Below are 15,121 nucleotides of genomic sequence, written 5' to 3'. Positions count from 1 at the left end.
ACATCGCATTAATGCGATGTTTTTTTATCTTTTTGAAATCTGTTTTGAACTTTGTTTCGCTTGCGGTCTCTGTGCAGAATAAAGCCAGCAACAAATCCAAGGCCGATTAAAAATAATAGAAGGCCGACTGAAAATTGCAAAAATAAAGAAGGGAACGGGGATTGCAGGATGCCAAAAATCATATCTCTCATAAGTTTAATGCCATAGCCAGCGAGTATACCGGGAATAAGTAAGATTAGCAGTGCGATAATTCGAACCATAACTGCTCCTTTCGCTTCTCTTTTTTAAAATGAATGCGTTTACATTGTGAAACCGTTATACTTGAATCATAAAAGAACTAAATAAATTGTCAAGAGCGTTTCTTTTTTTATATGATAGGTATATGCAATATTTTGCACGGGATATGTACATATTAAGTAGAAAAGGTGAAAAAATATGCAAAATGTGTTGATCGTTGGAGGAGGAAAAGGCGGATTAGTTATTCTGAAAATCTTGTTGGAAACAGAATTTATGAAAGTGATTGGTGTAGTAGACGTACGAGCTAACGCGCCGGCTGTTTTGCATGCGCAAGAACAAGATATTTCAACCGGAATGAATTGGGAGCCTTATATGACAAAGCAGCTCGATGTCATTGTTGAAACAACAGGTAAACAAGGCGTCTTTCAACAATTGCAAAGAAGCAAACCCGCTGATGCACTGGTAGTGCCGGGATTGGTTGCTGAAATTATGGCAAATCTGATGGAGGAAAAAGAAGAGTTAATTCAGAGGTTAAAGCAAGAATCGTATAAATATGATCTTATTTTTAACGCAGCTCATGATGCGATGGTCGTGATTGATAGGAATGGATATATTACGCTATTTAATCAAAGTGCCGAGCGTTTGACGAACTTTTCACACAGAGATGTAATTGGTAAGCATCTTCATGAAGTCATTCCAAATAGTAAACTTGTTGATGTTCTTCATACAAAAACGATTGATCAAAATAGTGAATTTGTGTTAGATAGCGGACGGAAGGTAATTACGACTAGAATACCAATACTCGACGAGAATGGAGAGCTGTTTGGGGCCTTTTCGATTTTTAAAGATATTACGGACGTTGTCGGATTGGCAGAAGAAGTTACGAACTTAAAAGAAGTACAAACTATGCTTCAAGCTATTATTCAATCTTCTGAAGAAGCTATTTCGGTTGTCGATGAAGAAGGAAGAGGAATTTTAATTAATCCTGCTTATACAAGAATTACGGGTTTAAAAAAGACGGATATTATTGGTCAGCCCGCGACTGCCGATATCTCTGAAGGAGACAGTATGCACATGAAGGTACTGCAAACAAGGCGTCCTGTCCGAGGTGTAAGAATGAGGCTCGGTCCGAGTAAAAGAGACGTGGTTGTCAATGTTGCCCCCGTTATTGTTGATGGAAAATTAAAAGGCAGCGTTGGTGTTATTCATGATATGTCTGAAATTCAAGAGCTTACAAATGAACTCAAAAGAGCGCGTCAAATTATCAGAACGCTTGAAGCGAAATATTCATTTGCTGATATCATTGGTCAATCTGAAGAGTTTCAGTTAGCAATTGAGCAGGCTAGACTTGCTGCTAAAACACCAGCTACTGTTTTGCTTAGAGGTGAATCTGGGACGGGTAAAGAGCTGTTTGCACATGCGATTCATAATGCGAGCAGCCGAAAGTTTAACAAATTTGTCCGGATTAACTGTGCTGCGCTTTCTGAGTCCTTGCTTGAAAGTGAACTTTTTGGGTACGAAGAAGGAGCTTTTTCCGGGGCAAAAAGAGGGGGGAAACGCGGCGTTTTTGAAGAAGCCAATAACGGTAGCATCTTTTTAGATGAAATCGGGGAGCTCTCAGCTCATATGCAGGCTAAGCTGCTTCGGGTGCTTCAAGAAAAAGAGCTTATTCGCGTTGGAGGAACGACTCCTATTCCGGTGAATGTTCGCGTTATTGCAGCTACGAATGTGAATTTAGAAAAAGGAATGGCTGATGGAAGCATCAGACAGGACTTGTATTATCGGCTAAACAAAATTCCGATTCACATACCTCCTCTTCGGAAGAGAAAAGAGGATATTGGTGCGCTTGTTACACACTTAATTACAAAAATTAATCAAGATTACGGCCGGCATGTTGAAGGAGTAACAGAGCGGGCTTTACAGTCATTAAGATCATACGACTGGCCAGGAAACGTCAGAGAGCTTGAAAACATATTAGGCAGAGCGATTATTTATATGCACTATACAGAAACAATGATTGATTCTGTTCATCTCCCTTCACTTGAAGGCAAGGGCAAAAAAGAAAAAAATCAGGTGAATGAAGAGGTAATGTTCGAAGGGAAGACTTTGGCGCACATGATGGAAAATTACGAAGCGGAACTTATTCAAAAAGTGCTGCTTGCAAACGAGTATAACCGAACGAAAACAGCAAAACAGCTCAATATTTCCCTGCGTTCTTTGTATTATAAGTTGGAAAAATACAATCTTGCAAATAACAGCATGCAATAAAATGCATGGTGTGCAATTTATTGCATATAAATAGAGAGGTATTCTTTTTTTCTATTTGGTGTTAGAATCAATAAAAAAATTTTTTTGTGCGTAAGAACGGATATAAGCAGCTATATTATGTAATATATGCAGTGGATGGCACAAATCTTGCATGTATTTTAGGTGACTGCATAAACGCGCAGTATGCTCTTTAAAACGGAGCAAAAGAAAGAATGAAAAAGGAGAGGTCGAACATTCCATGACTCTTGCTACCATCTTATCTCGGGTTGCTAAGCAGTCTTCTTTGACTGTTGCTGTTGCTGCAGCTGAAGACTTAGAAACAATTGAGGCAGTGTATGAAGCTGTGTCAAGGGAAGTTTCTGAATTTATTTTGTTTGGCAACGAAACGACAATTAATGAATTATTCAGGCAGTACCGCCCATCCTTACTCACTCATAAGGCTGTGACGGTCGTACATACGGAGTCCGTTTTAGAAGCGGCTCAATTGGCTGTGCGTTCAGTTCAGCAAGGTCAAGCTCATATCGTAATGAAAGGGAATTTATCCACATCGCTTATCTTAAAAGCTGTGTTAAATAAAGAGCATGGTTTGCGTACGGGGAATGTTTTATCACATGTAGCTGTGTTTGACGTTCCTCACTATGACCGTCCGATTCTTGTAACAGATGCAGCTATGAATATTACGCCATCTCTGGAAGAGAAAGTTCAAATCATTCAAAATGCGGTGAACGTTGCCCACTCGATTGGGATCGAGATGCCAAAGGTAGCTCCTATTGCAGCGGTTGAAGTTGTGAACTCTTTGATGCCTGCAACAGTAGAGGCTGCCCTTCTTACACAGATGAACCGCAGAGGACAAATTAAAGGCTGCGTGATTGATGGACCTTTAGCACTCGACAATGCCATTAACATAGAAGCAGCCAAGCAAAAAGGCATTCAAAGTGAAGTTGCCGGTCAAGCAGATATATTACTCGTTCCAGCAATTGAAACAGGGAACGTCTTATATAAATCCCTTATTTATTTTGCTAAAGCAAAAGTTGGAGCTATTCTAGCAGGAGCAAAAGCTCCGGTCGTCTTAACATCCAGAGCAGATTCATCAGAAAGTAAATTATACTCACTGGCGCTTGCTATTAGCGTCGCTCAACAGAATTCTTAGGAGGCACTAACAATGAAAATTTTTGATTATATGGAAACATACGATTACGAGCAGTTATTATTTTGCCAAGATAAAGATTCAGGCTTAAAAGCCATTATTGCCATTCACGATACAACAATTGGACCAGCTCTAGGCGGTACAAGAATGTGGACATATGAATCAGAAGAGGCTGCAATTGAAGATGCGCTTCGTCTATCACGCGGAATGACTTATAAAAATGCAGCAGCAGGCTTGAATTTAGGAGGAGGGAAAACGGTTATTATCGGAGATCCTCGCAAAGATAAAAATGAAGCAATGTTCCGTGCATTTGGTCGCTTTATTCAAGGGTTAAATGGTCGATATATCACAGCAGAAGATGTGGGCACAACGGTAGAGGATATGGATATTGTATATGAGGAAACGGATTATGTAACGGGTGTATCTCCTGCTTTTGGTTCATCAGGCAATCCATCACCAGTCACAGCCTACGGCGTATACCGAGGGATTAAAGCAGCAGCAAAAGAAGCATTTGGAACAGATATGCTTGAAGGAAAAGTAGTAGCTGTCCAAGGTGTAGGAAACGTAGCGTATAATTTATGCCGCCACCTTCACGAAGAAGGAGCAAAACTTATTGTAACGGATATTAATAAAGAAGCTGTTCAGCGTGCGGTAGAAGAATTTGGTGCGCAAGCAGTAGACCCGAATGATATTTATGGTGTAGAATGTGATATCTACGCTCCTTGTGCACTTGGAGCAACGATTAACGATGAAACGATCCCTCAAATAAAAGCAAAAGTTATTGCAGGGGCAGCTAATAATCAATTGAAAGAAACGCGTCATGGTGATTTAATTCATGAATTAGGCATTGTATATGCACCCGACTATGTTATTAACGCAGGAGGCGTTATTAACGTAGCTGATGAGCTAGTTGGATATAACCGTGAGCGTGCCCTGAAAAAAGTTGAAGGTATTTATGATAATATTGAAAAGGTAGTTGAAATCTCAAAGCGAGATGGCATTCCAACCTATCTAGCAGCAGATCGCTTAGCTGAAGAAAGAATTGAAAAGCTGCGTCGTTCACGCAGTCAATTTTTACAAAATGGACAGCATATTTTAAGTAGACGTCATACGCGCTAATGTTTGAGCTGAAGGCTAGGCAAAAGGAATAAATGAAATCCTTTCGACCTAGCCTTCGTTTATGAGAATGATAAGGTAGGAGGACATGTGTTGGATATGCACGAATATCGAATGCTGATAATAAATCCGGGTTCAACGTCTACAAAAATTGGCGTATTTCACAACGATAAACCAATTTTTGATCGAACAATCCGCTACGATTCACAGCAAATGAATCAGTTTGAGACGATATATGCACAGTATGGGTTCCGTAAAAACTCGATTTTAGAGGCACTTGATGAAGAAGGGATTAATTTATCTAAATTAAGTGCAGTATGTGGAAGAGGAGGGCTTTTACGCCCGATTGAAGGCGGCACATACGAAGTAAATCAAGCCATGCTCAAAGATTTAAAAGACGGTTATGCCGGCCATCATGCTTCAAATTTAGGCGGGATTTTAGCGTTTGAGATTGCATCTGGATTAAATATACCAGCGTACATTGTTGATCCAGTGGTGGTAGATGAGCTAAGCGACATCGCTCGTATCTCAGGAACTCCTTTTATGGAAAGGAAAAGCATCTTTCACGCGCTGAATCAAAAATCGGTTGCCCGAAAAGTGGCTAAAGAAATGAATAGCACATATGAACAAATGAACGTTATTGTTACCCATATGGGTGGAGGCATTACAGTCGGAGTTCACCAACGCGGAAAAGTAATTGATGTGAACAATGGCCTGCACGGTGACGGTCCTTTTAGTCCAGAGCGCGCTGGCGGTGTACCGGTTGGTGAATTAGTTCGTCTTTGCTTTTCAGGTCAGTATTACCGCGAGGAGATTATGAAAATGCTTGTAGGGAAAGGCGGGCTTGTCGGTTATTTGGGCACATCTGACGTGCAGAAAGTCGAAGCGCTAGTGAAAAATGGAAACGAAAAAGCTAAGCTTATCTACGAAGCAATGGCTTATCAAATTTCGAAGGAAATTGGAGCTGCCAGTACGGTATTGCATGGAAAAGTAGATGCCATTATTTTAACGGGAGGCATTGCTTATTCAAAAGCGTTTGTTGAGCTGATTATTAATCATGTAAAGTGGATTGCAGATGTCATTGTTTATCCTGGAGAAAATGAGCTTCAAGCGCTAGCTGAAGGGGCTCTCCGAGTGCTTACAGGTGAAGAAGAAGTGAAGGAATATAAAGGCGCTTAATAGCGTTTGCAGAAAGGTATGAAGCAGTGTGGCAAAAGAATATGATTTGGTCATTCTCGGCGGTGGAACCGGAGGGTACGTAGCAGCTATTCGTGCCTCTCAGTTAGGTCTATCGGTAGCGGTTGTAGAAAAAAATAAGTTAGGCGGCACATGCCTGCACGCAGGGTGTATCCCAAGTAAAGCTTTACTAAGAAGTGCAGAAGTCTACCAAACGGCTAAGAAAAGCAGTGAATTTGGCGTAGAAACGTCCAATGTGCTATTGAACTATGCACGTGTACAAGAACGAAAGTCAGAAATTGTTTCACAGTTACATAATGGTGTTAAACAGCTAATGAAAAAAGGTAAAATTGACGTATATGAAGGAATTGGACGTATTTTAGGACCTTCTATTTTTTCTCCTATGCCAGGAACTATCTCCGTCGAATTAAAAAGCGGTGAAGAAAACGAAATGCTTATTCCAAAGAATGTAATTGTCGCAACCGGGTCTCGTCCTAGAACATTACCTGGTCTAACGATTGACGGAGAGAAAGTAATCACTTCAGATGAAGCATTAAAGATGGAAACACTTCCTGCTTCTATTATTATTGTGGGAGGCGGCGTTATCGGAATTGAATGGGCGTCAATGCTCACAGATTTTGATGTTGATGTAACGGTTGTGGAATACAGCGATCGAATTTTACCAACAGAAGATCAAGATATCTCCCGTGAAATGACGAAGCTTTTAAAAGCAAAAGGAGTTAACATTATTACTTCTGCTAAAGTAATGGCTGATACACTGTCTATTGATGGTCAGGTGAAAATTTCCGCTCAAGTAGGAGACGATATGCAAGAATATGAAGCAGAAAAGCTGCTTGTATCTGTAGGGCGTCAAGCGAATGTCGAAGGAATTGGTCTCGAGAATACCGATATTGTAGTAGAAAACGGTGTGATTGCCACAAATGATTTTTATCAAACGAAAGAATCTCATATCTACGCAATTGGAGATGTGATTGGCGGACTGCAGCTTGCACATGTAGCTTCTCACGAAGGAATTGTAGCTGTGGAGCATTTACATGGTGAAAAGCCTTTGAAGATTGATTATACAACAATCTCTAAATGCGTATACAGCAGCCCGGAGGCAGCGAGTGTAGGATTAACAGAACAAGAAGCAAAACAGCAAGGGTTTCAGCTGAAGGTTGGAAAGTTTCCGTTTAAGGCCGTTGGAAAAGCTCTTGTATATGGAGAGGCAGAGGGGTTTGTTAAAATTATTGCTGATGCCGACACAAATGATGTCCTTGGTGTGCATATGATTGGACCTCACGTGACGGATATGATCTCTGAAGCAGGTCTTGCAAAGGTATTGGATGCTACACCATGGGAAATTGCTCATACCATTCATCCTCACCCTAGCCTTTCAGAAGCGATGGGAGAAGCTTCATTAGCTGTAGATGGAAAAGCGATTCATTTTTGATGATTAAAGGAGGTTTAAACATGACAAAAAACTGTCATGAATCATTAGGATTAACTGATGAACAAGTACTTGAAATGTACCGCACTATGCTGCTTGCACGAAAAATTGATGAGCGTATGTGGCTATTAAATCGTGCAGGGAAGGTGCCTTTTGTTATTTCATGTCAAGGTCAGGAAGCCGCTCAAGTTGGCGCAGCTTTTGCCTTAAATAGAGAGAATGATTACATATTACCTTATTACCGCGATCTGGGTGTTGTGCTAGCATTTGGAATGACTGCGCGCGATTTAATGCTTTCTGGGTTTGCTAAAGCAGAAGATCCAAACTCAGGAGGTCGTCAAATGCCAGGTCACTTTGGCCATAAGGAAAAGCGAATTGTAACAGGATCTTCTCCAGTTACAACACAGGTGCCTCATGCAGTAGGAATCGCTTTAGCAGGACGACTGGAGAAAAAAGACTTAGTAACGTTTGTGACGTTTGGAGAAGGATCTTCTAACCAAGGAGATTTCCATGAAGGCGCGAACTTTGCAGGTGTTCATAAGCTTCCTGTTATCTTTATGTGTGAAAATAACAAGTATGCGATTTCTGTTCCGGTTGAAAAGCAGCTAGGATGCGCAAAAGTATCTGATCGTGCAATTGGATATGGCATGCCAGGCTACACAATTGATGGAAACGACGTCCTTGAAGTATACCGAGTGGTAAAAGAAGCAAGAGATCGTGCATCCAGAGGAGAAGGGCCTACTCTTATTGAAACTGTTTCAGAGCGTTTGACTGCCCATTCAAGTGATGACGATGATCGTGCATATCGCGGCGCAGAAGAATTGTCTGAAGCTAAAAAGAGCGATCCGCTTGCGTACTTTGCGACTTATTTAAAAGAGGTTAACGTGTTAACCGATGAACGAGAAAAACAAATGCTTGATGATATTATGAACATCGTTAATGATGCAACAGATTATGCTGAAAACGCTCCTTATGCAGAAGCGGAATCGGCTTTAAAATACGTGTACGGTGAGTAAGGAGGAGAACATATGCCGGTTATTTCATATATTGATGCAGTAACAATGGCCATTCGTGAAGAAATGGAAAGAGATTCCCGCGTGTTTGTATTAGGAGAAGACGTAGGGAAAAAAGGCGGCGTATTTAAAGCAACCAACGGACTGTACGAACAGTTCGGGGAAGAAAGAGTCATTGACACACCTCTTGCAGAGTCTGCTATTGCAGGGGTAGGAATCGGAGCGGCAATGTACGGCATGCGTCCGATTGCTGAAATGCAATTTGCTGATTTTATTATGCCTGCAGTCAATCAAATTGTGTCAGAAGCAGCGAAAATTCGCTATCGTTCTAATAATGATTGGAGTTGTCCAATTACAATTCGAGCTCCTTACGGCGGCGGAGTTCACGGTGCTCTTTATCATTCTCAATCTGTTGAAGCACTATTTGCCAATACGCCAGGGTTAAAGATTGTGATGCCTTCTACGCCTTATGACGTAAAAGGATTATTAAAAGCAGCTATTCGTGATGATGATCCAGTTCTTTTCTTTGAGCATAAGCGTGCGTACCGTTTGATTAAAGGAGAAGTCCCTGAAGATGATTATGTACTTCCGATTGGCAAAGCAGATATAAAGAGAGAAGGAGACGACATCACGGTTATTACATATGGTCTTTGTGTACACTTTGCTCTTCAAGCTGCTGAAAAACTGGAAGCAGACGGTATTTCAGCACACATCTTAGATTTAAGAACGGTCTATCCGCTTGATAAAGAAGCTATTATTGAAGCGGCATCTAAAACAGGTAAGGTCCTGCTTTTAACGGAAGACAACAAAGAAGGCAGCATCATGAGCGAAGTAGCAGCTATTATTGCTGAACACTGCTTATTCGATTTAGATGCGCCAATTCAGCGCCTTGCTGGCCCTGATGTTCCAGCTATGCCGTATGCACCAACAATGGAAAAATATTTTATGGTGAATCCAGATAAAGTAGAAAAAGCAATGAGAGAATTAGCTCAATTTTAAAAGGAGTTGTATCAATTGGCTATTGAAAAAATTACGATGCCGCAGCTCGGTGAAAGTGTAACAGAAGGTACAATTAGCAAATGGCTCGTTTCTGTTGGAGATCACGTAAATAAGTACGACCCGTTAGCTGAAGTCATGACGGATAAAGTAAATGCTGAAGTGCCTTCTTCTTTTAGTGGAACAATTAAAGAGTTAATTGCAGGTGAAGATGATACTTTGCCTGTAGGAGAAGTGATTTGTTTAATTGAAGTAGAAGGAACTGTACCTCAAAAAGAACAGAAAACGTCTGATAAGACTGTAGAAGAATCAGCGTCAAAAACAGCGGACAGTCAATCCAATAAAAGTCGGTACTCTCCAGCTGTTATGCGTCTGTCACAAGAACATAATATTAATTTAGATACCGTGACAGGAACAGGGGCGGGCGGCCGCATTACGAGAAAAGATATTTTAGCTGTTATCGAAAAAGGCGGAGCTGCTGAAGTGAAAGAAACACCTGCATCAACAGTTCAGCCAGAAGCACCTGTAGCGGCAGCTGCTCCAAAAACGCAGCAGCCCGCGCCGGTTGTGTCTGCAGCAGGAGATCAAGAAATCCCTGTTACAGGCGTGCGTAAAGCTATTGCAGCAAATATGCTTCGCAGCAAGCACGAAATTCCGCATGCATGGACAATGGTTGAAGTTGATGTAACGAACTTAGTTTCTTATCGTGATGCATTAAAGACGGAGTTCAAACAAAAAGAGGGTTTTAACTTAACGTATTTTGCGTTCTTCGTAAAAGCAGTGGCTCAAGCTTTAAAAGAATTCCCTCAAATGAATTCAATGTGGGCAGGAGACCGTATTGTTCAGAAAAAAGACATTAATGTGTCCATTGCTGTTGCAACAGACGATGCTTTGTTTGTGCCGGTTATTAAACAAGCCGATGAAAAGACAATCAAAGGCATTGCGCGTGAAATTACAGAGCTCGCGCAAAAAGTTCGTACGGGTTCATTGAAGTCTGAAGACATGCAGGGCGGAACGTTTACTGTTAACAACACAGGCTCATTTGGTTCCGTGCAATCAATGGGGATTATTAATTACCCGCAAGCGGCTATTTTACAAGTAGAATCTATTGTAAAACGTCCGGTTATTATTGATAACATGATTGCTGTTCGAGATATGGTTAACTTATGTTTATCACTTGATCACCGCGTGTTAGACGGCTTGGTGTGCGGCAGATTCTTGGCAAGAGTTAAAGAGATTTTAGAATCTACTTCTAAAGAGAATACGTCTGTCTATTAAAACAGAGGCTGGCACAAAATATTTTAGCTGAAGGAAGATCCGAACGATGAATTGAGATTCTTGATAGAGAATCCAACTCGTTCGGATTTTTTTATGGTGATGGTAAACGTAGGTTAATTATGTCTCGGCCTCTTTTTATTTTGAAGCAATGATTGAACAATTTGTAAAAGATGTATTAAAATAAAAGAAGAATCATCAAACTTCAAAGTGTAATCATCTCGGTTTAGCAGGCAGCTATTAACTGTAAAGGGGCATGGAAATGAAAACAAATACATTATCATTTCATGAATTTACACGTACACCTAAAGAAGATTGGGCACAGGAAGTTAGCAAAAATACCGCGATCTCTTCAAAAGAAACGTTAGAAAACATCTTTTTGAAACCGCTTTATTTCGAAAGTGATACGGCACATTTAGACTACTTACAGCAGAGTCCGGCGGGAATAGATTGTTTAAGAGGAGCCGGTAAAGAATCATACATACTAGGGGAATGGGAAATCACCCAAAAAATCGACTTACCTTCTATTAAAGAAAGCAATAAACTTCTTTTACACAGTTTGAGAAATGGACAAAATACGGCCGCTTTTACATGCAGTGAAGCAATGAGGCAAGGGAAAGACGTTGATGAAGCAACTGAAGCTGAAGTAGCCTCAGGCGCTACAATTTCTACTTTAGAGGATGTTGCTCATTTGTTTCAGCATGTAGCTCTTGAAGCGGTGCCTTTATTTTTAAATACGGGATGTACATCCGTTCCACTTCTTTCGTTTCTAAAAGCATACTGTGTTGATCATAACTTTAATATGAGACAGCTAAAAGGAACGGTGGGAATGGATCCGCTCGGCACCCTTGCTGAATATGGAAGAGTTCCACTTTCTACTCGAGATTTATACGATCATTTAGCATACGCAACGCGTTTGGCTCACAGTAATGTTCCAGAGCTCAAAACGATCATTGTATCAAGCATTCCTTACCATAACAGCGGTGCAAACGCTGTTCAAGAACTAGCTTATATGCTTGCTACAGGGGTGCAGTATATTGATGAATGCATAAAACGCGGTTTGTCCTTACATCAAGTTTTACCTCACATGACCTTTTCTTTTTCAGTTAGCTCACATTTATTTATGGAAATATCAAAACTTCGTGCTTTTCGCATGCTTTGGGCAAATGTGGTTCGTGCTTTTGATGACACGGCCGTTTCAGTGCCGTTTATCCATACGGAAACGTCACATCTTACACAGTCTAAAGAAGACATGCATACAAATGCATTAAGGAGCACGGTTCAAGCATTTGCTTCTATTGTAGGAGGAGCGGATAGTCTGCATATTGAACCATATGATTCCGTCACATCTTCATCTTCTCAGTTCGCTCATCGCCTTGCCCGTAACACTCACTTAATTTTGCAGCACGAAACACATATATCAAAAGTAATGGATCCTGCCGGAGGCTCTTGGTACGTTGAAGCCTACACACATGAATTAATGACAAAAGCTTGGGAGTTATTTGGCAACATTGAAGACCACGGCGGAATGGAAGAAGCTTTAAAACAAGGGCGAATTCAAGATGAAGTTGAACAAATGAAAGTAAAAAGACAAGAGGATATAGAGTGCCGAATTGAGCGCTTGATCGGAGTCACACACTATGCTCCTAAGCAACAGGATGCATCTCAAGAGATAAAAAGCACGCCGTTTAAAAAAGAAGAAATAAAAATGGATAAATCCAGTGATCAGAACGCTTCGGAATTTTCATCCAATCTTTCGCTAGAGGACTATACAAAGCTAGCATCTAAAGGGGTAACAGCAGGGTGGATGCTAAAACAAATGGCGAAGCAGACACAGCCTGACAGTGTTGTGCCGCTCACTAAGTGGAGAGCAGCAGAGAAGTTTGAAAAAATACGGGTTTATACAAAGGGAATGAGCATTGGCATTATGGAGCTCACCGATCCTAGCAGCCGTAAAAAAGCTGAGATTGCCCGGTCTTTATTTGAAAGTGCAGGCTTTGCGTGTGAAACAATTAAAAACATAGATTCCTATGTGGAGATAGCAGATTGGATGAATGAACAAAAGCACGAAGCATATGTGATCTGTGGAAATGATGAACTCGTGGAAAAGCTCTTAACAAAAGCGATGACTTATTTTGAGGAAGATTCTGTTTATGTGTACGTAGTAGGGGAAGAACATGTATCACGCAAAACGCAGTGGCAGCAAAAAGGTGTAATGAGCGTCATACATCCTAAGACGAATGTTATTCAATGCGTTAAGAAGTTATTATGTGCTTTGGAGGTAGAAGTTCATGTATAAAAAGCCTTCTTTTTCTAATATTCCATTATCATTTTCAAAGCAGCAAAGAGAAGATGACGTGACTCAAAGTTCATACACTGCTTTTCAAACAAATGAACAAATTGAATTAAAATCAGTGTATACAAAAAAAGACAGAGATAACCTCGACTTTATTCACTTTGCACCTGGTATCCCACCGTTTGTGAGAGGACCGTATGCAACGATGTATGTGAATCGGCCTTGGACTATTAGACAGTATGCAGGATACTCAACGGCGGAGGAAAGCAATGCCTTTTACCGCCGAAACCTAGCTGCTGGACAGAAAGGGCTGTCTGTTGCTTTTGACCTCGCTACCCACCGCGGCTATGACTCTGATCATCCAAGAGTTGTTGGAGACGTAGGGAAAGCAGGTGTTGCAATTGATTCAATGATGGATATGAAGCAGCTGTTTGAAGGGATTCCGCTTGATCAAATGTCCGTGTCGATGACGATGAACGGGGCGGTGCTTCCTATTTTAGCTTTCTACATCGTAACAGCTGAAGAACAAGGCGTAAAAAAAGAAAAGCTGGCTGGAACGATTCAAAACGATATTTTAAAAGAATATATGGTGCGCAATACATATATTTATCCTCCTGAGATGTCAATGCGAATCATTGCGGATATTTTTAAATATACAGCGGAGTACATGCCGAAATTTAACAGTATCAGTATATCAGGCTATCATATGCAAGAAGCAGGTGCTCCAGCAGACTTAGAGCTTGCTTATACGCTTGCAGATGGACTTGAATATGTACGAACCGGCTTGAAAGCGGGAATTACAATTGACGCATTTGCTCCGAGGCTATCCTTTTTCTGGGCAATTGGAATGAACTATTTTATGGAAGTAGCGAAAATGAGAGCAGGGAGGCTGCTCTGGGCAAAACTAATGAAGCAGTTTGAGCCGGATAATCCTAAATCTCTAGCTCTTAGAACGCATTCTCAAACGTCCGGATGGAGCTTAACGGAGCAGGATCCATTTAATAATGTTATTAGAACATGCGTCGAAGCTCTGGCTGCAGTATCAGGACATACGCAGTCGCTTCATACAAACGCACTGGATGAAGCGATTGCTCTTCCAACTGATTTTTCAGCTAGAATTGCCCGAAATACGCAGCTTTATTTACAAAATGAAACGGAGATTTGTTCCGTTATTGATCCTTGGGGAGGCTCTTATTATGTGGAATCATTAACGAATGAATTAATGATAAAAGCGTGGAAGCACCTTGAAGAAATAGAGCAGCTCGGCGGAATGACAAAAGCAATAGAAGCAGGCGTACCTAAAATGAAGATAGAAGAAGCCGCTGCGCGCAGACAAGCAAGAATAGACTCGCAGGCAGAAATTATTGTAGGTGTGAATCAGTTTCAGCCGGAGCAAGAAGAACCGCTTGATATTCTTGATATTGATAACACAGCAGTTCGAATGAAGCAGCTGGAAAAGTTAAAGAAAATACGCAGTGAACGTAACGAACAAGCGGTAATCGAAGCGCTTAATCGACTGACCAATTGTGCCAAAACAGGTGAAGGGAATCTCCTTGCTTTTGCGGTTGAAGCTGCGAGAGCTAGAGCTACACTAGGTGAAATTTCAGAAGCTATTGAGAAAGTGGCTGGAAGACATCAGGCTACTTCTAAGTCAGTCAGCGGGGTATACAGTGCAGAGTTTGTGCATCGAGATCAAATCGAAGAAGTTCGAAAGCTCACGGCTGAATTTTTAGAGGAAGAAGGAAGACGCCCAAGAATTTTAGTCGCAAAAATGGGGCAAGACGGTCATGACAGAGGATCGAAAGTTATTTCAACAGCCTTTGCTGACCTTGGCTTTGATGTTGATATTGGTCCTTTATTTCAAACGCCTCAAGAAACAGCAAGGCAAGCTGTAGAAAACGACGTACATGTAATTGGCATAAGCTCTTTGGCAGCCGGGCATAAAACGTTACTGCCGCAGCTTGTTGATGAGTTAAAGAAATTAGAGCGCGACGATATCGTTGTTATTGTCGGAGGCGTTATTCCTAAACAAGACTATTCATTTCTTTTAGAACACGGCGCTTCTGCAATCTTTGGACCTGGAACAGTAATCCCAAAAGCGGCCGTTTCCGTCTTACATGAAATAAAGAAACGGTTAGAAGAATAGT

Annotated in this window: 11 protein-coding genes; 10 read left to right on the top strand and 1 reads right to left on the bottom strand. The window is 41.1% G+C overall.

Annotated elements, in window-relative coordinates:
* Positions 1-8: 8 nt before the first annotated feature.
* A complete protein-coding gene (locus tag ACFX4G_RS01945; RefSeq protein ID WP_013059128.1) occupies positions 9-260 on the bottom strand; it encodes a DUF2627 domain-containing protein in 252 nt (83 codons plus the stop codon).
* A 175-nt stretch (positions 261-435) separates the two neighbouring features.
* On the opposite strand from ACFX4G_RS01945, the gene ACFX4G_RS01940 reads away from it, so the two are divergent.
* From ACFX4G_RS01940 to scpA, 10 genes are all read left to right on the top strand, one after another.
* The gene (locus tag ACFX4G_RS01940) at positions 436-2,505 is read left to right on the top strand and encodes a sigma 54-interacting transcriptional regulator (protein WP_377572720.1); all 2,070 of its coding nucleotides are present in this window, start codon (positions 436-438) and stop codon (positions 2,503-2,505) included.
* A gap of 238 nt (positions 2,506-2,743) precedes the next feature.
* A complete protein-coding gene (gene yqiS, locus ACFX4G_RS01935) occupies positions 2,744-3,655 on the top strand; it encodes a phosphate butyryltransferase (protein WP_230183105.1) in 912 nt (303 codons plus the stop codon).
* Between the two features lie 12 nt (positions 3,656-3,667).
* Positions 3,668-4,771 carry a branched-chain amino acid dehydrogenase gene (gene bcd / locus ACFX4G_RS01930; protein ID WP_013059125.1) on the top strand — a complete coding sequence of 368 codons (1,104 nt, stop codon included), beginning with the start codon at positions 3,668-3,670 and terminating at the stop codon, positions 4,769-4,771.
* 90 nt (positions 4,772-4,861) lie between these two features.
* A complete protein-coding gene (buk, locus tag ACFX4G_RS01925) occupies positions 4,862-5,947 on the top strand; it encodes a butyrate kinase (protein WP_377572717.1) in 1,086 nt (361 codons plus the stop codon).
* 28 nt (positions 5,948-5,975) lie between these two features.
* Positions 5,976-7,397, top strand: a complete 1,422-nt coding sequence (gene lpdA / locus ACFX4G_RS01920) for a dihydrolipoyl dehydrogenase (protein ID WP_034648963.1) — start codon at positions 5,976-5,978, stop codon at positions 7,395-7,397.
* A 20-nt stretch (positions 7,398-7,417) separates the two neighbouring features.
* Positions 7,418-8,410, top strand: a complete 993-nt coding sequence (locus tag ACFX4G_RS01915; RefSeq protein ID WP_377572715.1) for a thiamine pyrophosphate-dependent dehydrogenase E1 component subunit alpha — start codon at positions 7,418-7,420, stop codon at positions 8,408-8,410.
* 12 nt (positions 8,411-8,422) lie between these two features.
* Positions 8,423-9,406 (top strand): alpha-ketoacid dehydrogenase subunit beta, encoded by a 984-nt coding sequence (locus tag ACFX4G_RS01910; protein ID WP_013059121.1) that lies wholly within the window; start codon positions 8,423-8,425, stop codon positions 9,404-9,406.
* Positions 9,407-9,421: 15 nt separating this feature from the next.
* Positions 9,422-10,681, top strand: a complete 1,260-nt coding sequence (locus tag ACFX4G_RS01905; RefSeq protein WP_013059120.1) for a dihydrolipoamide acetyltransferase family protein — start codon at positions 9,422-9,424, stop codon at positions 10,679-10,681.
* A gap of 259 nt (positions 10,682-10,940) precedes the next feature.
* The gene (locus ACFX4G_RS01900; RefSeq protein WP_377572713.1) at positions 10,941-12,977 is read left to right on the top strand and encodes a methylmalonyl-CoA mutase family protein; all 2,037 of its coding nucleotides are present in this window, start codon (positions 10,941-10,943) and stop codon (positions 12,975-12,977) included.
* On the top strand, positions 12,970-15,120 hold the full coding sequence (gene scpA, locus ACFX4G_RS01895) for a methylmalonyl-CoA mutase (RefSeq protein ID WP_098563245.1): 2,151 nt from the start codon (positions 12,970-12,972) through the stop codon (positions 15,118-15,120). The genes ACFX4G_RS01900 and scpA overlap by 8 nt, the downstream gene beginning before the upstream one ends.
* The last annotated feature ends 1 nt before the right edge of the window (position 15,121 follow it).

It is taken from the genome of Priestia sp. YIM B13486 (assembly GCF_042787865.1).
Taxonomy (GTDB): domain Bacteria; phylum Bacillota; class Bacilli; order Bacillales; family Bacillaceae_H; genus Priestia; species Priestia megaterium.
This window is presented reverse-complemented; position numbering and strand designations above follow the sequence as displayed.

Excerpts from the sequence above, each read along its gene's own strand:
- ACFX4G_RS01940 (WP_377572720.1), top strand. The coding sequence starts at position 436 with ATGCAAAATGTGTTGATCGTTGGAGGAGGAAAAGGCGGATTAGTTATT.
- yqiS (WP_230183105.1), top strand. The coding sequence starts at position 2,744 with ATGACTCTTGCTACCATCTTATCTCGGGTTGCTAAGCAGTCTTCTTTG.
- ACFX4G_RS01915 (WP_377572715.1), top strand. The coding sequence starts at position 7,418 with ATGACAAAAAACTGTCATGAATCATTAGGATTAACTGATGAACAAGTA.
- bcd (WP_013059125.1), top strand. The coding sequence starts at position 3,668 with ATGAAAATTTTTGATTATATGGAAACATACGATTACGAGCAGTTATTA.
- ACFX4G_RS01900 (WP_377572713.1), top strand. The coding sequence starts at position 10,941 with ATGAAAACAAATACATTATCATTTCATGAATTTACACGTACACCTAAA.
- scpA (WP_098563245.1), top strand. The coding sequence starts at position 12,970 with ATGTATAAAAAGCCTTCTTTTTCTAATATTCCATTATCATTTTCAAAG.
- ACFX4G_RS01945 (WP_013059128.1), bottom strand. The coding sequence starts at position 260 with ATGGTTCGAATTATCGCACTGCTAATCTTACTTATTCCCGGTATACTC.
- ACFX4G_RS01910 (WP_013059121.1), top strand. The coding sequence starts at position 8,423 with ATGCCGGTTATTTCATATATTGATGCAGTAACAATGGCCATTCGTGAA.